General features: G+C 52.9%; 14 protein-coding genes and 3 pseudogenes. 13 read left to right on the top strand and 4 right to left on the bottom strand.

Annotated features, from left to right (window positions below; translation table 11 throughout):
* Nucleotides 1-39 precede the first annotated feature (39 nt).
* Complete coding sequence (locus CS369_RS09050) at nucleotides 40-657, bottom strand: glutathione S-transferase family protein (RefSeq protein ID WP_196906821.1); 618 nt, start codon at nucleotides 655-657, stop codon at nucleotides 40-42.
* A 250-nt stretch (nucleotides 658-907) separates the two neighbouring features.
* Between CS369_RS09050 and CS369_RS09055 the strand changes: the two genes are divergently transcribed.
* From CS369_RS09055 to CS369_RS09070, 4 genes are all read left to right on the top strand, one after another.
* Nucleotides 908-1,753, top strand: coding sequence for a MetQ/NlpA family ABC transporter substrate-binding protein (locus tag CS369_RS09055; RefSeq protein ID WP_196906822.1), 846 nt, complete (start codon nucleotides 908-910; stop codon nucleotides 1,751-1,753).
* A 66-nt stretch (nucleotides 1,754-1,819) separates the two neighbouring features.
* Entirely contained in the window at nucleotides 1,820-2,836 is a 1,017-nt protein-coding gene (locus CS369_RS09060; RefSeq protein WP_196906823.1) for a methionine ABC transporter ATP-binding protein, read from the top strand.
* Nucleotides 2,829-3,488: a methionine ABC transporter permease gene (locus tag CS369_RS09065; protein ID WP_196906824.1), complete on the top strand. Its 660-nt coding sequence runs from the start codon at nucleotides 2,829-2,831 to the stop codon at nucleotides 3,486-3,488. Before CS369_RS09060 ends, CS369_RS09065 begins: the two co-directional genes overlap by 8 nt.
* Before the next feature lie 306 nt (nucleotides 3,489-3,794).
* On the top strand, nucleotides 3,795-4,964 hold the full coding sequence (locus CS369_RS09070) for a serine hydrolase (RefSeq protein ID WP_196906870.1): 1,170 nt from the start codon (nucleotides 3,795-3,797) through the stop codon (nucleotides 4,962-4,964).
* Here CS369_RS09070 and deoR read toward each other — a convergent pair.
* A pseudogene (gene deoR / locus CS369_RS09075) lies at nucleotides 4,961-5,741 on the bottom strand (DNA-binding transcriptional repressor DeoR). The gene CS369_RS09070 and the pseudogene deoR sit on opposite strands and share 4 nt — an antisense overlap.
* 233 nt (nucleotides 5,742-5,974) lie before the next feature.
* The gene (locus CS369_RS09080; protein WP_196906825.1) at nucleotides 5,975-7,663 is read right to left on the bottom strand and encodes an aspartate:alanine antiporter; all 1,689 of its coding nucleotides are present in this window, start codon (nucleotides 7,661-7,663) and stop codon (nucleotides 5,975-5,977) included.
* A gap of 361 nt (nucleotides 7,664-8,024) precedes the next feature.
* Here CS369_RS09080 and CS369_RS09085 point away from each other — a divergent pair.
* Nucleotides 8,025-8,388: pseudogene (locus CS369_RS09085) on the top strand (inner membrane protein YbjM).
* A gap of 63 nt (nucleotides 8,389-8,451) precedes the next feature.
* Here the strand turns inward: CS369_RS09085 and CS369_RS09090 are convergent.
* On the bottom strand, nucleotides 8,452-8,709 hold the full coding sequence (locus tag CS369_RS09090; RefSeq protein WP_196906826.1) for a GrxA family glutaredoxin: 258 nt from the start codon (nucleotides 8,707-8,709) through the stop codon (nucleotides 8,452-8,454).
* Between the two features lie 264 nt (nucleotides 8,710-8,973).
* Between CS369_RS09090 and nfsA the strand changes: the two genes are divergently transcribed.
* The 8 genes and pseudogenes from nfsA to CS369_RS09130 all read left to right on the top strand — a co-directional run bounded on the left by nfsA (nucleotide 8,974) and on the right by CS369_RS09130 (nucleotide 16,356).
* Nucleotides 8,974-9,696 (top strand): oxygen-insensitive NADPH nitroreductase, encoded by a 723-nt coding sequence (gene nfsA, locus CS369_RS09095; RefSeq protein WP_196906827.1) that lies wholly within the window; start codon nucleotides 8,974-8,976, stop codon nucleotides 9,694-9,696.
* An 18-nt stretch (nucleotides 9,697-9,714) separates the two neighbouring features.
* Nucleotides 9,715-10,610 (top strand): annotated as a pseudogene (gene rimK / locus CS369_RS09100) (30S ribosomal protein S6--L-glutamate ligase).
* 89 nt (nucleotides 10,611-10,699) lie between these two features.
* On the top strand, nucleotides 10,700-11,179 hold the full coding sequence (locus CS369_RS09105; protein WP_196906871.1) for a YbjN domain-containing protein: 480 nt from the start codon (nucleotides 10,700-10,702) through the stop codon (nucleotides 11,177-11,179).
* A gap of 384 nt (nucleotides 11,180-11,563) precedes the next feature.
* Complete coding sequence (gene potF / locus CS369_RS09110; RefSeq protein ID WP_196906828.1) at nucleotides 11,564-12,673, top strand: spermidine/putrescine ABC transporter substrate-binding protein PotF; 1,110 nt, start codon at nucleotides 11,564-11,566, stop codon at nucleotides 12,671-12,673.
* 158 nt (nucleotides 12,674-12,831) lie between these two features.
* Nucleotides 12,832-13,965, top strand: a complete 1,134-nt coding sequence (potG, locus tag CS369_RS09115; protein ID WP_196906829.1) for a putrescine ABC transporter ATP-binding subunit PotG — start codon at nucleotides 12,832-12,834, stop codon at nucleotides 13,963-13,965.
* Between the two features lie 12 nt (nucleotides 13,966-13,977).
* Nucleotides 13,978-14,958, top strand: a complete 981-nt coding sequence (gene potH / locus CS369_RS09120; RefSeq protein ID WP_196906830.1) for a putrescine ABC transporter permease PotH — start codon at nucleotides 13,978-13,980, stop codon at nucleotides 14,956-14,958.
* Entirely contained in the window at nucleotides 14,955-15,800 is an 846-nt protein-coding gene (gene potI / locus CS369_RS09125; protein ID WP_196906831.1) for a putrescine ABC transporter permease PotI, read from the top strand. The genes potH and potI overlap by 4 nt, the downstream gene beginning before the upstream one ends.
* Before the next feature lie 79 nt (nucleotides 15,801-15,879).
* On the top strand, nucleotides 15,880-16,356 hold the full coding sequence (locus tag CS369_RS09130) for a YbjO family protein (protein ID WP_196906832.1): 477 nt from the start codon (nucleotides 15,880-15,882) through the stop codon (nucleotides 16,354-16,356).
* Nucleotides 16,357-16,395 lie beyond the last annotated feature (39 nt).

A 16,395-nucleotide genomic window follows, 5' to 3' on the forward strand; every position in this document is an offset into this window, starting at 1 on the left:
CGGCGCACTCCGTTAGAGAATGACGCCGGATACATCGCATCAGGTTAACGGCAACATGACCGTGTCGCGGAAGGCGGGGAGCGCGGTCAACTGCTGATACCAGCGTTCCAGATGTGGCAATGACGGGCGTTCGATGTCCATGTTAAACCAGCCATACGCGATACATCCCAGAGGAATATCGCCAATACCGAATGCCGGCCCGGACAGGCAAGGTTGACGGGAGAGGGCATCGTCAACGATAGCCAGCAGGCGTTCGCACTCTGTTTTCTGTTTGGCAATCAGGGCAACATCACGCTGTTCAGGCGCCGTGCGCACCAGGCCAATAAATACGGTGCCAAACGGTACGGCCAACGATATTGCCCAGTCCATCCACTTTTCTGCATTAACGCGCTGACCGTGATCGGCCAGATACAGGCTCTGCTGAGCGTATTTGGCGGCCATATAACGAACAATGGTATTGAATTCCCATAACACCAGATCGTCGTCTTGCAGGCAGGGGATTAGCCCGTTTGGGTTCATCGCCAGATAATCCGCCTCGCGATTACGGCCAAACTGACCGCCAGCTGGAATGTGCTGATAACTCAACCCCAGTTCTGCGGCAAGCCAGCGGACTTTTTTGACATTACTCGAATTCTCTCGGCCCCATAAAGTAAGCATGATAACCCTCTGATGATGAATGGGAGGAAGCGCGTTGACGCCCCGGCAGCAACAGCACCAACCACTATACCGGTTTTTCAACGGCGCGGGGGATAAGAAAAGGTAATTATCATCCTGAATAGCATGCTGTTTTGATCCCGGCTTGCCTGTGCTAACGTGTCGCCGACATAAAGATATGCCAATTTAATCTTTATCATCCCAAAGCGGATTTTTCATAATGCAGTACACAATATAAAACAGGGAAAACACAATGACTTTGACCCATCGTTTTCGCGCTTTACTGGGCGCGGCGCTTCTTTCCGCACTGCCGTTTGTGGCCAGCACTTCCACGGCATTGGCCAGCACCGATCCGCAGACGTTTGGTGTGGCACCCGGTCCTTATGGCGACATGGTAAATCTGACCATCAAGCCGCAGCTCGAGAAAAAGGGCTACAAAGTGGTAGTACGTGAGTTTAGCGACTACGTGCAGCCCAATCTGGCGCTGGCAAACGGCAGCATTGATGCCAATCTGTTCCAGCGCTCGCTCTATCTGGAAAAGTTTGCGGCTGAAAAAGGCTTGAAGCTGGAGAAGTTGATCATCGTGCCGACAGCGAGCATGGGGTTCTACTCCAAAAAAATCCACTCGCTGGACGAGTTGAAAAAAGGCGATGTGATTACGTTGTCCAACGATGCGACCAATCTGGCACGCGGGCTGCGTTTTTTGCAATCGCTCGGGTTAATCACCATCAAACCGGAACTTGATGCCACCAAAGCATCAGAAAAAGATATTGTTGATAACCCGCGCGGTCTGGTATTCAAACCGCTGGAAGCGGCCCAACTGCCGCGCACGCTGGATAGCGTCACCGCATCGCTGGTTAACGGTAACTTTGCCTTTGCTGCCGGGCTGAAACTGTCCACCGCGCTCAAGCTGGAAACGTTGGACGAAAACCTGAAAAACGTGATTGCCGTGCGCGCGGACGATATTGATAAGCCGTTCGCCAAAAATATCAAAGCCGCAGTGGAATCCGAGGAGTATGCTGCTGCGATCAACGCACCGGGCAGCGTGTTCAGTGAATTCCAGAAGCCAGAATGGATGAAGGCGCGTGCCGCACAGTAAGTCCGTATAAGCCCGATAGCGTGTTATTATCCCGGCCTTTGGTCGGGATAAAACAGATAATCGGTGATGATAGAACTCAACGCGATTAGCGTGAATTTTTCGCAGGGGAAAGTGGGCGCAACGGCGGCGGTAGATAACGTCAGCTTGCGTATCCAGCAGGGCGAAATTTTTGGGATTGTGGGCACCAGCGGTGCGGGAAAAAGTACCCTGTTGCGTACCATTAACCTGTTGCAACGCCCGACGAGCGGCAGTGTCACGGTGAATGGTGTCACGATCAGTGATTTAAATGGCAGTGAGCGGCTCCGTGCCCGTCAGGGCATTGGCATGATTTTTCAGCATTTCAATCTGATGCAGACGCGTACCGTGGCGGAAAACGTCGCGTTCAGTTTGAAAGCAGCGGGCAAATCTCCGCAGGAAATTGCCCAGCGCGTGCCTGAAATGCTGAGCCTTGTCGGATTGTCCGATAAGGCAGATGTCTATCCTTCCCGTTTGAGCGGTGGGCAGAAACAGCACGTCGTTATTGCACGCGCGATTGCCAACCATCCCGAAGTGCTGCTGTGCGATGAGCCGACCTCGGCCCTAGATCTTGAAACCTCAGCCGCCATCCTGGTGCTGCTCAAAGAGATTAATCAGCGCCTGGGGATCACCATTGTGCTGATTTCTCATGAAATGAGCGTCATCAAAACGGTGTGCGATCGCATGGCGGTGATGACGCAAGGCCGCGTAGTGGAAGAAGGTGAGGTGCTCGATGTGTTTGCTGCACCGCAACATCCGTTCACGCAACAGTTGGTCTCCCACACGCTGAATCTGGAATTGCCCGCACGCCTGAAAGAAGAGCTGCAAGGCACGTTGCTGAAAATCCTGTTTATCGGCGATTCCGCCGAGCAGCCGGTGTTATCTGATGTGGCAGTGCGCTATGGGGTTTCGGTTAACATCTTGCACGGCAAGATTGAATATATCGGCAACCGTGCGTTAGGTATTCTGGTGGTGTTACTGACCCACCCGACGGACAGCGAGCAACTGGCTGCTGCTATCCATTATGTTCAGACCAGCACGGCGCGCGTGGAGGTGTTACATGGGTGATTTTTGGCTTGACCTGACCGTTGCGTTTGGTGAAACCTTTCAGATGGTCAGCATCGCGACGCTGTGCGCCATTGTCGGAGGCCTGCCTTTGGGTCTGTTGATCTTTGTCACCGACAGAAACCTGTTTTGGCAAAACGGTGCGGTGTATTTATGCAGCACGATTTTGGTCAACATTATCCGCTCTATCCCGTTTGTCATCCTGCTGGTGCTGCTGTTGCCGCTTACCCAGATTCTGCTGGGTAACACCATTGGTCCGGTGGCGGCATCGGTGCCGATGTCGGTAGCTGCGATGGCGTTTTATGCACGTCTGGTGGACAGCGCCCTGCGCGAAGTCGATCCCGGCATTGTCGAAGCGGCGGAGGCGTTCGGTGCCAGCCCAATGCGTATTATTGCGACCGTGCTGCTGCCGGAAGCCAAGGCGGGTTTGCTGCGCGGTCTGACCATCACGCTGGTTAGCCTGATTGGCTACTCCGCGATGGCGGGCATTGTGGGCGGTGGTGGCGTCGGTGATTTAGCGATCCGCTTTGGTTATTACCGCTATGAAACGCAGGTGATGGTGGTGACCGTGGTGGCGCTGGTTATTCTGGTGCAAGTGGTGCAGATGCTGGGTGACTGGTTTGCCAAGCGCGCGGATAAACGCGATCGTCGCTAACGGTCTGTTACCGGCGAGCGGTCCGTGACGCTTGCCGGTTTTCCCTTCATTCCATGAGAAAACTCTCATAACATATTTATTAATCAGCGTATTTTCTAGACGTTTGCATTTCTTTGAGTATCTTTACAGAGTAGGGCGTTTCATTGTCGGGCGGCGAACGGTACCGTTTACAGCTTATTGCCATTCGTTGCAACGAATATCGAAATCTAATCAGATTAACTGCACGACTTACGACATGGAGGACGCATGAACACCATGGCCCATTTCCCCCAGGCTCGATTTCCCAAGGCCGTATGCTCCCATTTGATGCTATGCAGAGCGACGCTGCTGTGGCTGACGCTAACCCCGCACGTATACGCCGAACAGGCACCTGCCGCACCGCAGATTGAGGCCAAAGCCTTTATTCTCATGGATTACCACAGCGGCGTGGTACTGGCGGAACAGCGAGCGGATGAGCGACTGGACCCCGCCAGCCTGACGAAAATGATGGCAAGCTACGTTATCGGTCAGGCAATAAAAACGGAAAAAATTAAACCAGACGACCTGGTTACCGTCGGTAAAGATGCCTGGGCAACAAGTAACCCGGCGCTGCGAGGATCGTCGCTGATGTTTTTGAAACCCGGCGATAAAATTTCGGTTTTGGAACTGAATAAAGGCATCGTTATCCAATCGGGCAATGATGCCAGCATTGCGTTGGCTGACTACGTGGCAGGCAGTCAGGATGCGTTTGTCAGCCTGATGAACAACTATGTCAAATCACTTAACCTCACCAATACCCATTTCCTCACCGTGCACGGATTGGATGCCGCCGGCCAGTACAGCACGGCGCGTGATATGGCGCTGTTGGGGCAGGCGTTGATTCGCGATGTGCCGGAAGAGTATGCCCTGCATAAAGAAAAAGAGTTCACCTTCAATAACATTAAGCAGCCCAATCGCAACCGCTTGTTGTGGAACAGTAATCTGAATGTCGATGGCATCAAAACCGGACATACCAGCGGTGCCGGACACAATCTGGTGGCATCCGCGACGGAAGGCAACATGCGGTTAATTTCTGTGGTACTGGGCGCACCCACGGATGCCATTCGTTTTCGCGATAGCGAAAAGCTGCTGACCTGGGGTTTCCGCTTCTTCGAAACGGTCACGCCAGTTCAGGCCAATACCACGTTTACCACACAGCGTCTCTGGTATGGCGCGCAGAGTGAAGCACGGTTAGGGGTTGCTGACGATGTCGCACTGACGGTGCCTAAAGGGCAAATGCGCAACCTGAAAGCCAGTTTTACTCTGACGCCGCCACATTTACGGGCTCCGTTGGCAAAAAATCAGGCGGTCGGTACCGTGGATTTCCAGTTGGATGGCAAAGTGATTGCCCAGCGACCGCTGGTGGTGCTGGATGAGGTGCCTGAAGCCGGTCTGTTCGGGCGACTGTGGGATGCGATATGGCTAACTCTGACTAAATGGTTTGGCGGCTGGTTTTAACAGCCGGGATAGATCAGCATGATGCCGTTGTCTAGCGTGAAATCCTGATAGGTGCCCTGCGGGGCGCAGTCGGTCACCAGCGTATCGAACTGCGTCAATGCGCCGATAGTGGCAGGCTGTATCCGGCCAAACTTGCTGCTGTCGGCCATCAGAATAGTGCGCTGCGATAGCGCCATCGCCCGGTGTTTGATATTCAGTTCGGAAAAATTAAAGCAGGTCGCTCCCCCGCTTGAGATCGACCTCCGCTGCCGAGATGAAGGCCTTGTTGGTGCAGATCGGGTCCAGTTCACTCTGCCGCGTCAGCGGCGTGAAAATGGCATTATCGGGGTGGAATTCTCCGCCGCATAAAATGACTTTGGCAGCGGGTTTGGCTTGCAGCGCCAGAAAGGTGTTCAGGGAGTAGCAGACAGCGGTAAACGGCAGATCTTCGTCGATAGCATCGATAACAAAGGGCAGGGTGGTGCCACAGTCAAAGAAAACGGTATCACCCACCTCGACCAGTTGCGCTGGCAGGCGGCCCGCCACACGTTTCTCCTGCACCTGCTGGTTCTGCTGATAGGACACAAAATAGTGACCGATAGCGATAGCGCTGCTTTGCGGATCGTTAACCACATAGCCTCCCAACAGAATCACACTGGCTGACGTGGCATTCAGATCGCGGCGCACGGTCATTTCGGATACGCCCAACAATTCTGCCGCTTGTTTCAAATGCAGCCGATCGCCATTCTTCAATGCCTGAGTCAGTTTGTTAATCCGTGCTGCGCGCCGTGTTTCCATCGTGTGGTGATCCCCTGTGAGTCCGGCGTAAATAGTACCATCCAATAGAATCGGGTCGCAAAGATAAGTCTGGTCGGTAAGAAAAGGCCCATCATTCTTGAACCTAAAAAGGCGGGAACGACGGGCTCCTCAATAAGGGGATTTCAAAGAAAAGCAGCGGCACTTATTCAGACGCTCTGCACGCGAAAAAGTTCGGTTTTATTTAAAGAAGAGTGACAATTTTTTCAACCCGCTTAAAACGGCAGTTCAGGCCAAATAATGACAATCAGCGAACCGGCTAATGTCAGCAACACGTTGGCGATGGCATAAGTGCCCGCATAGCCGAGCGCCGGGATATTACTGCGTGCGGTATCACTGATGATATCCATGGCGGGCGCACAGGTACGCGCGCCCATAATGGCGCCAAACAGCAGCGCCCGATTCATGCGCAGCACATAGGCACCAAACAGGAAACAGATAACCACCGGAATCAGGCTGATCGCCAGCCCGGCAAACAACATTTGTATCCCCACCGAGCCAAAACTGGTGCCGATGGTGCTGCCAGCGCTCAGGCCAACGCCCGCCATAAACACCATCAAACCAAACTCTTTTACCATATTCAGCGCACCCTGCGGGATATAGCCAAAGGTCGGGTGGTTGGCGCGTAGGAAGCCCAGCATGATCCCTGCAAACAGCAACCCGGCTGCACTGCCAATGGCAAAATTGAAGTTACGGAACTGGAAGGTGATAAGCCCGACCATGATGCCGATGATAAAGAAGGCGCAGAACGCGAGCAGATCGGTAACCTGACTGTGGATGGAAATAAACCCGATGCGATCGGCGATGCTTTTCACCCGTCGGGCATCGCCGCTCACCTGTAGCACATCCCCTTTGTTCAGTACCACGCCGTCATCAATGGGCATTTCGATCTGGTTGCGTACGATGCGGTTTAAAAAGCAGCCGTGGTCGGTCAGTTTTAGCTGGCTGAGGCGTTTGCCGACGCCGTTGTTGTTTTTGACCACGATCTCTTCGGTGACGATGCGCATATCGAGCAGGTCGCGATCGAACACTTCCTTGCCGTCACGGAAATTGGAATTGAGGCGAGCATGGGCATCCGGGTAGCCCACCAGTGCAATTTCATCACCCAGTTGCAAGGTGGCATCCCCATCGGGCGTGGCGAGAATGCCGTTACGGCGCAGACGCTCAATGGAGCAGCCGGTTTGCCGGTAAATGCCCAGCTCGCGCAGATTTTTTCCGTCAGCCCAGGCAACCAGTTCCGGTCCGACGCGATAAGCACGGATAATGGGGAGATATACTTTACGTTGGCTGTCAGGATCGAGACCGCGTTCACGCGCGATTTGTTGCGCGCTGGTCGGCAGATCCTGATGTTGCAGTTTCGGCAGATAGCGCGCGCCAAAAATCAGGCTGACCAGCCCGATCAGATAGGTAAGCGCATAGCCAAGGCTCAGGTGATCCAACTCGATGCTGAACTGTGGGTCGACACTGTTAGCATTGCGCAGCGCATCTCCCGCCCCGACCAGCACGGGCGTTGACGTCATTGCCCCCGCCAGCATGCCTGCCGTCAGACCAATATCCCAGCCGAAGAGCTTGCCCAACAGCAGTGCCAGCATCAGCGCTGAGCTGACCAACACTAAGGCCAGGGCGAAATAGTTTTTACCGTCACGAAAAAAAATGGAGAAAAAATTAGGGCCCGCTTCGATACCGACGCAAAAAATAAACAGCATAAAACCAAGATTCAGCGCATCGGTATTTATGGCAAAATGTTGCTGCCCTAATAATAACGACACCACTAAAACACCAATGGAATTACCCAGTTGAACGCTGCCTAGCCGTATTTTCCCCAGGCACAGCCCCAATGAGAGCACCACAAATAACAGCAGTATGTAATTCCCGTTTAACAACTCAGCGACGTTTATATTCATGGCCTGTAACGTGTTGTTTACTATTAAGTTATTGATATTAATGAAGGTAAGGGCTAAATTTATTGCCATTCACTCAGAATACTCACTGTAGGGCAATGGCGGAACAGGGCGTGAATAATCCGGCAGGGAAAGCGCGTGATTCGGCACAGGTGCCATCCGTTTCCTGAAAATAAATTGCCTGAAGCGTAGCAAGAGTGCTGCCATTTTAGTTGGGTGTTTGTGTTACAGCCAGCCTTTATTTTATAAAAAGTGATGCCGCCTTGCTTGTTGTTATATCAGGAATATTCCGATGTTGTTCCGATTAAATACACCTCACTCGACCTCGTCTTGCGACGTCGGCGTGGGGCAAAGAGAGGCGAATATGGGAAGCAATAAGGGGTGGGTGGGTGCAACCTGCTGTTTTTTGTTGTTTACCGTGGTGTTTTTGAGTCAAAAAATGGATGTCTTTTCGGTAACGGTAACGGAAACGGGATTCCGGGGAGAGCCTGGAATGCTGTTGTTTTTGCTGCCCGGCATTGTAGCCAGCGGTTTATCGGCACGCGGGCGTTTGCGTTACCCCTTTCTCGGCGCACTGATGGCCATGCCGCTGTGCCTGATTATCCTGCATTTTTGGCGCACGCCGATGAACGCGATTGGCCTATGTGATGAGCGCCGTGTTCTGAAGTTTGATGGGCGCGTTGGGGTTTTTGTTCGTCTACGTCTCGTGCCAGCGGTATTTTCGCTGAAGATAAAAACACCAAAGGCGCAGGGTGCGCCTTTGGTCAGGATGTTGTCGATGCGTTGCCGTTTTATTGAAACAGGTTCGCTTTGGCATAGGCTTCGAAATCGGTGCAACCGCCGATGTGTTTTTCGTCCAAAAAGATCTGCGGAACCGTCTCAACCGGCTTACCCACGGTTTTAGACAGGTCGTCTTTGGTGATCCCTTCTGCGTGAATATCAACGTAGCGGAAACTGAAGTCGTCACGTTGTTTGGTCAGTTTTTCTGCCAGCGCTTTGGCGCGAACACAGTAAGGGCAGCCAGGGCGGCCAAAAATAACAGCAAACATGTTAACTCCTTATCAAAACAAAAGGCGGTAAACGATATTATCCTCGTCTTTCTGTAGGGGTACTATGCCCCCCATCTGCGCTGAAAAAAAAGCAGTAAATCCCTGTTACATTAATATGTGATGGCTATCAAACCGCATAACATACGCTGAGCGGCATTGGTCAGTCGCGACGGCTGGCTTATACTGCCTGTTAAGCGCCTGGCTATCCGGTTCACTAAGCCGACCCCGCGATCTTCAGGACACACCATCATAAGGACACGAAGCGTGACGCCAACTATCGATCTGCTGCTAAACCATCGATTCATTCGTGCTTTTAGCACACAGTCTATTGCGCCAGATGCGCGCGACGCCATTATTGCTGCTGCCCAGAGCGCGTCCAGTTCGAGTTTTTTACAATGCAGCTCCATTATTCGCATTACCGATCCCACTCTGCGCCAAACGTTGGCCCATTATTGTGGCGATCAGCAGCATGTGGCCGACACCGCCGAGTTTTGGGTGTTTTGTGCCGATTTCCATCGCCACCTGGACATTTTTTCGCAGGCGCAAACCGGGATGGCGGAGCAATTGCTGCTGGGATGCGTAGATACGGCACTGATGGGCCAGAACGCACTGGTCGCGGCAGAATCGCTGGGGCTGGGCGGGGTATTCATCGGCGGTATTCGCAATCACATTGCCGATGTCACCTCGCTGTTGGCGTTGCCACAGCAAGTCTTGCCGCTGTTTGGCCTCTGCCTGGGCTACCCCGCTGCGACGCCCGACCTCAAACCGCGCCTGCCTGCCTCGCTGGTGGTGCATGAGAATGGCTATCAACCGTTAGATAAAGCGGCGTTGGCACAGTATGGCCAGCAATTGGGGGATTACTACCAGCAGCGTGGCAGTAATCGTCGTCGCGACACCTGGAGTGAGCACGTGCAGCGCACACTGCAAAAAGAGCTGAGGCTCTTTATTTTGGACTACTTGCATCAGCAAGGCTGGGCAATCAGCTAAAATGTGGGTGAGGAACTGATGAAGATCGCCATTTTATCACGGGACGGCAGTCTGTACTCCTGCAAGCGGCTGCGTGAGGCCGCAGAAGCACGCAAGCACGTTGTCGATATTATTGATCCGTTCTCGTGCTACATGAACATCAACTCTGCTGCACCCACGGTGCATTATCGCGGCCGCCAGTTGGTAAAATACGATGCGGTAATTCCTCGCATCGGCTCGCAAATTACCTTTTACGGCACCGCAGTGTTGCGCCAGTTTGAAATGCTGGGAAGCTTTGCGTTGAACAATGCGCTCTCAATCACCCGCGCACGGGACAAGTTGCATTCGCTGCAACTGCTGGCGCGCGAGGGTATCGATCTGCCGATCACCGGTTTTGCGCATTCACCGGACGATACCAGCGATCTGATCGATATGGTAGACGGTGCACCGCTGGTGGTTAAACTGGTGGAAGGCACTCAGGGGATAGGCGTGGTGTTGGCGGAAACGCGTCAGGCGGCCGAAAGCGTGATTGATGCGTTTCGCGGCCTGAATGCGCACATTCTGGTTCAGGAGTATGTACGCGAGGCGCAGGGTAGGACATCCGCTGTCTGGTGATTGGCGATAAAGTGGTCGCGGCCATCGAACGTCAGGCCAAAGAAGGAGATTTCCGTTCCAATTTGCACCGTGGCGGCACCGCGCGCCCGGTCATTATCTCGGAACGTGAGCGTGCCATTGCGGTGAAAGCGACGCAAACGCTGGGGTTGAGCGTGGCGGGCGTGGATATTTTGCGAGCCACGCGTGGACCGCTGGTGATGGAGGTAAATGCTTCTCCCGGTCTGGAAGGGATAGAGCGCACCACCCAACTGGATATCGCCGACATGATAATTGCGTTCATTGAGCAGCACGCACGCAACGGCGTATCGCCAGCAAGATAGGCAATCCCGCTTTTCTATTGGTATCGTGTGTAAATTTTACGTAAGCTAGTAAGGTTTTTACGTTACAGGCGCAAATGAGGCAAATTATGATGGATTCACTCATCGTTCCGGATCTGAATCTGCTGCGGCGGTGGTTGGATCAACTCAATATTCTCTATTTTGAATGTGACTCCTGTCAGGCGTTGCATTTGCCCCATATGCAGAATTTCGATGGCATTTTCGATGCCAAGGTCGATCTGATGGACGGCGTTGTTTTATTTTCTGCGCTGGCCGAGGTGAAGCCCAGCGCCTTGATTTCGCTGGCGGGCAACCTGAGCCAAATCAATGCCAGCTCCTTGACGGTGAAAGCCTTTCTTGATGTGCAAGATGATAATCTGCCAAAGCTTATCGTCTGTCAGACGCTCGACGTGGCGGCAGGCGTGGTCATTGAGCAGTTCCGCCACTTTATGCAGCAGTCAGAAGAGCAGATCTCCATGGTTATTCTGGAAGCCTGTGCTAACAATATGCTGTTTCTTGGTGAAGAAGAAGAGACCTCTCCTGCGCGCACTCTGTCACACAGTCTGCATTGATTCTGTTGCTGCCTGCGGGCAGCAATCATTTTTTCTTATTTTCCCGTTGTCTTTGGTTTATTCTGAAAAAAATCTTTTTTTCGATATATTCCACCGCCCAGAGTAAAGGCTTCCCGTTCACCGCGCCAACTCCTGCATAATTAATCGATAAAAGCCGTTTTTTACGTTGCACATATAGCACCGCGAACACGAGGCGGTTATGCTAACTTTCTGTGACCGTCAGGCGATGACAATGCATTTATGTCTGTGTGTACTATGATTATTTTTAGTGCATAGCCATTCAACATCCCCGCCCGTCGGAGCGATAAATTCAGGTATGTGTCCGGTATCGTCCTGATACGGATTTTATTCCATGATTCACCCCTGGTATGGAGGAAGGAACGGATGTTCACCCAACGTAAAACATGGCTCTCGGGTGTTGTTGCCTGCTTGATGATGGCCGCGTCCGTCACCGCATCTGCGGAAGAAAAAACGCTGCATGTGTATAACTGGTCAGATTACATTGCGCCGGACACCCTGAGCAATTTCCAGAAAGAAACTGGCATCAAAGTCGTTTATGACGTCTTTGACTCCAACGAAGTGTTGGAAGGTAAACTGATGGCGGGCAGCACCGGTTTTGATCTGGTCGTGCCTTCTGCCAGCTTTCTTGAGCGCCAGCTTGCTGCCGGTGTTTTCCAGCCGCTGGATAAAAGCAAGCTGCCTAACTACAAAAACCTCGATCCTGAGCTGATGAAGCTGATTGCTCAGCACGATCCTGACAACAAATACGCGATTCCCTATCTATGGGCGACCACGGGCATCGGCTTTAACATCGATAAAGTCAAAGCAGCGCTGGGTGCGGATGTGCCAATCGACAGTTGGGATCTGGTGTTGAAGCCGGAAAATCTGGAAAAACTGAAAAGCTGTGGCGTTGCTTTCCTGGATGCGCCAGAAGAGATTTTCGCCACCGTGCTGAATTATCAGGGTAAAGATCCGAACAGCACCAAGGCCGATGATTACAGCAAAGGCGCTACTGACTTGCTGCTGAAATTGCGCCCGAGCATCCGTTATTTCCACTCTTCGCAGTACATCAACGATCTGGCTAACGGCGACATCTGTGTGGCTATCGGTTGGGCCGGAGACGTGAAACAGGCGGCTAACCGTGCCAAGGAAGCGAAGAACGGTGTGAACATCGGCTACAGCATTCCGAAGCAAGGGGCTCTGGCATTCTTTGACGTGCTCGCGATGCCAGTCGATGCCAAAAACAAAGAAGAAGCTTACCAGTTCCTTAACTACCTGATGAAACCGGAAGTGATTGGGAATATCAGCAATTACGTCTTCTACGCCAACGGTAACAAAGCTTCCGTTCCGCTGGTTGATGAGGCGGTGCGTAACGATCCGGGCATCTTCCCGCCGGATGACGTGCGTGCCAAGTTGTTTACACTCAAAGTGCAATCACCGCAGATTGACCGCGCGCGTACACGTGCCTGGACCAAGGTAAAAAGCGGCAAGTAACTGTTTTTGTACGTTGAGATTATGTGATAATCCGCAGGCGGCTAATCCCCGCCTGTTTGTGCTGTTTGTGGTGTAACGCATGGAGAGAGGGGCTGTCGCAGATCCTTCTCCACCATGGGTTATTCGTTTGTTCTGCTTTTGCCGGAGAGCAATGCTAAGTGAATGATGCAATTTCCCGTCCCCAGCCTAAAACGCAAAAGGCCGTAACGCCACTGTTGGAAGTGCGCAATTTGACCAAATCCTTTGACGGTCAGGCGGCGGTGGATGATGTGAGTCTGACTATCTACAAAGGTGAGATTTTCGCACTGCTGGGGGCTTCAGGCTGCGGTAAATCCACCTTATTGCGCATGTTGGCCGGTTTTGAACACCCAACTCAGGGGCAGATTGTGCTGGATGGACAGGATCTGTCGCTGGTGCCACCCTATCAGCGCCCCATCAATATGATGTTTCAGTCCTATGCCTTGTTCCCGCATATGACGGTTGAGAAGAATATCGCGTTCGGTTTGAAGCAGGACAAACTGTCCCACGCTGACATTAAAGACCGGGTTGAAGAAATGCTGACGCTGGTACATATGCAGGAGTTTGCCGGACGCAAACCGCATCAGCTATCCGGTGGTCAGCGTCAGCGCGTGGCACTGGCGCGCAGTTTGGCGAAACGCCCGAAACTGCTGCTGCTGGATGAACCGATGGGCGCACTGGACAAAAAGCTGCGTGACCGTATGCAACTGGAAGTGGTGGATATTCTTGAGCGTGTCGGCGTGACCTGTGTGATGGTAACCCACGATCAGGAAGAGGCCATGACCATGGCCGGGCGCATCGCCATCATGAATCGCGGCAAGTTTGTGCAAATCGGCGAGCCGGAAGAGATTTACGAACACCCGACCACGCGTTTCAGCGCTGAATTTATCGGCTCGGTCAATATGTTTGAAGGGTTGCTGAAAGAGCGTCAGGACGATGCATTGATTATTCAGAGTCCGGGTCTGGTTCATCCGCTGAAAGTGAATACCGATGTTTCCGTGGTAGATGGCGTACCGGTGCATGTCGCATTGCGCCCAGAAAAAATCATGCTGTGTGAAGAGGTGCCCCAAGACGGCTGTAACTTTGCTGTCGGTGAAGTGGTGCATATTGCTTATCTGGGCGATCTGTCAATTTACCACGTGCGTCTCAACAGTGGGCAGATCATCAGCGCCCAGTTGCAAAATGCTTACCGCTATCGCAAAGGCGCACCCACCTGGAGTGACGAAGTGCGATTGTGTTGGGAAGCGGATAGCTGTGTGGTGTTGACGGTGTGATAGGGCGAGATAATGACCATGTTTCCTGAACATAACTTTTCGGATGGCAAAGCGGCGGAACCACCGGATGTGCCGCGCAGTCCTTTGCGCCTGCTGTTGACGCAGTGGCACCTGAAATACGGGCGCAAATTGGTGATTGCGCTGCCGTATATCTGGCTTATTCTGCTGTTTATGCTACCGTTCTTGATTGTTTTCAAAATCAGTCTGGCAGAAATGGCGCGCGCGGTGCCACCCTATACCGATTTGCTCTCCTGGGCGGATGATAAGCTCGATATCATCCTCAATCTGGGCAATTATCTTCATCTGCTTGATGACCCGCTCTATTTCGAAGCCTATTTGCAGTCGCTGAAAGTCGCTGCGGTGTCGACGGTACTCTGCCTGATCATTGGCTATCCGCTGGCGTGGGCGGTCGCACACAGCCAGCCTTCCACGCGCAACATTTTGCTGTTGTTGGTTATCCTGCCTTCCTGGACCTCATTTCTTATCCGCGTATATGCCTGGATGGGGATACTGAAGAACAACGGGATATTGAATAACTTCCTGCTATGGCTGGGCGTCATTGATAAGCCGATGATCATCCTGCACACCAATCTGGCAGTGTATATCGGTATCGTCTACTCCTATCTGCCGTTTATGGTGTTGCCGATTTATACTGCATTGACCCGCCTGGATTATTCTCTGGTGGAAGCTTCACTGGATTTGGGCGCGCGTCCGTTGAAAACCTTTTTCCACGTGATTGTACCGCTGACCAAAGGCGGTATTATCGCCGGCTCCATGCTGGTGTTTATCCCGGCGGTCGGGGAGTACGTGATCCCTGAGCTGTTAGGCGGCTCGGATAGCATCATGATTGGCCGTATCCTGTGGCAAGAATTCTTTAACAACCGCGACTGGCCGGTAGCGTCTGCGGTAGCGACGATTATGCTGTTGCTGCTGATTGTGCCCATCATGTGGTTCCACAAGCATCAGAACAAAAGTACGGGAGATCAGGCATGAATAATTTACCTGTGGTTCGTTCCCCGTGGCGTACCCTGATTCTGGTTATCGGCTTTACTTTTTTGTATGCGCCGATGCTGATGCTGGTGATTTACTCTTTCAACAGTTCCAAACTGGTGACGGTGTGGGCGGGGTGGTCGACCCAATGGTACAGCGCACTGTTCCATGACAGCGCCATGATGACCGCCGTGGCATTAAGCCTGACTATTGCTGCCGCCTCCGCCACTATGGCGGTAGTGCTCGGCACGCTGGCTGCGGTGGTGATGGTGCGTTTTGGCAGCTTTCGCGGCTCCAACGGCTTTGCGTTTATGCTGACGGCACCGCTGGTGATGCCTGATGTGATTACCGGCTTGTCGTTGCTGCTGCTGTTTGTTGCCTTGGGGCATGCTATCGGCTGGCCCTCGGAGCGCGGTATGCTGACCATCTGGCTGGCCCATGTGACCTTCTGTACCGCCTATGTCACCGTGGTCATCAGTGCGCGACTGCGTGAACTGGATCGTTCCATTGAGGAAGCGGCAATGGATCTGGGGGCGGCGCCGCTCAAAGTGTTTTTCATCATCACTGTCCCGATGATTGCGCCGGCGCTGGTTTCCGGCTGGCTGTTGGCGTTTACGTTGTCGCTGGACGATCTGGTGATCGCCAGTTTCGTTTCCGGGCCGGGGGCCACCACGCTGCCGATGCTGGTGTTCTCCAGTGTGCGAATGGGCGTTAATCCGCAAATTAACGCGCTGGCATCGTTGATATTATTGGTGGTAGGTGTGATTGGCTTGATTGCCTGGTGGTTTATGGCACGTGCGGAGAAGCAGCGCATTCGTGATATGCAGCGAGCCAGACACGGTTGAGCTAAGTGCTAAGGATATAAACTGCACAGCGCCACCTCTCCGGTGGCGCTGTTGTCTCTGTAAAGGAAACTGACTAACGATGCTGCAAAGCAAAAAGACACTGGTTGCACAAGGTAATTATGCCCCTGTCGCTGTGACAGTCGCGGGCATTGGTATTATCGCCACCTGTGTACTGAGCCTTGTGATGCTGCTGTGGGATCTGGGATTAAGCAGTTTTGGTGGCTGGATTGGTAGCAGCGCTGAGTCCTGGGATTCAACGCTGGTGTTATTGGCCGCGCTGGTAATTTTCTGCTTTGAAGTGCTCTGCGGTGTGGCGGTGATGGCAGGGAAAAACTGGGGGCGTTGGGGCTACCTCATTGGTCAGGGGGTGATCTCTGGCTACATGCTGCTGGCCTCTTTTAGCGATTTTTTGCCTGACATTTTTCACTTTAGTGGAGAGACCCGCTGGGACGTCTTGCACCAGTTTGCCACACAGCGTCTGCCTGATGTGCTAGTGCTTTTTTTGCTTTTTGTCCCGTACCGTAGCCGCCTTTTTTTTCAGCGCGATACCGCGTAGCGCTGTGTCAGCGTGCCGATCGGCGCGCGACTATAAGAC

The organism is Candidatus Symbiopectobacterium sp. 'North America' (genome assembly GCF_015762685.1).
GTDB lineage: Bacteria > Pseudomonadota > Gammaproteobacteria > Enterobacterales > Enterobacteriaceae > Symbiopectobacterium.

What these genes read in the sequence shown, in the direction of transcription:
- CS369_RS09050 (WP_196906821.1), bottom strand. Translation starts at nt 657, where the DNA reads ATGCTTACTTTATGGGGCCGAGAGAATTCGAGTAATGTCAAAAAAGTC.
- CS369_RS09055 (WP_196906822.1), top strand. Translation starts at nt 908, where the DNA reads ATGACTTTGACCCATCGTTTTCGCGCTTTACTGGGCGCGGCGCTTCTT.
- CS369_RS09060 (WP_196906823.1), top strand. Translation starts at nt 1,820, where the DNA reads ATGATAGAACTCAACGCGATTAGCGTGAATTTTTCGCAGGGGAAAGTG.
- CS369_RS09065 (WP_196906824.1), top strand. Translation starts at nt 2,829, where the DNA reads ATGGGTGATTTTTGGCTTGACCTGACCGTTGCGTTTGGTGAAACCTTT.
- CS369_RS09070 (WP_196906870.1), top strand. Translation starts at nt 3,795, where the DNA reads ATGCTATGCAGAGCGACGCTGCTGTGGCTGACGCTAACCCCGCACGTA.
- CS369_RS09080 (WP_196906825.1), bottom strand. Translation starts at nt 7,663, where the DNA reads ATGAATATAAACGTCGCTGAGTTGTTAAACGGGAATTACATACTGCTG.
- CS369_RS09090 (WP_196906826.1), bottom strand. Translation starts at nt 8,709, where the DNA reads ATGTTTGCTGTTATTTTTGGCCGCCCTGGCTGCCCTTACTGTGTTCGC.
- CS369_RS09105 (WP_196906871.1), top strand. Translation starts at nt 10,700, where the DNA reads ATGGATTCACTCATCGTTCCGGATCTGAATCTGCTGCGGCGGTGGTTG.
- potF (WP_196906828.1), top strand. Translation starts at nt 11,564, where the DNA reads ATGTTCACCCAACGTAAAACATGGCTCTCGGGTGTTGTTGCCTGCTTG.
- potH (WP_196906830.1), top strand. Translation starts at nt 13,978, where the DNA reads ATGACCATGTTTCCTGAACATAACTTTTCGGATGGCAAAGCGGCGGAA.
- potI (WP_196906831.1), top strand. Translation starts at nt 14,955, where the DNA reads ATGAATAATTTACCTGTGGTTCGTTCCCCGTGGCGTACCCTGATTCTG.
- CS369_RS09130 (WP_196906832.1), top strand. Translation starts at nt 15,880, where the DNA reads ATGCTGCAAAGCAAAAAGACACTGGTTGCACAAGGTAATTATGCCCCT.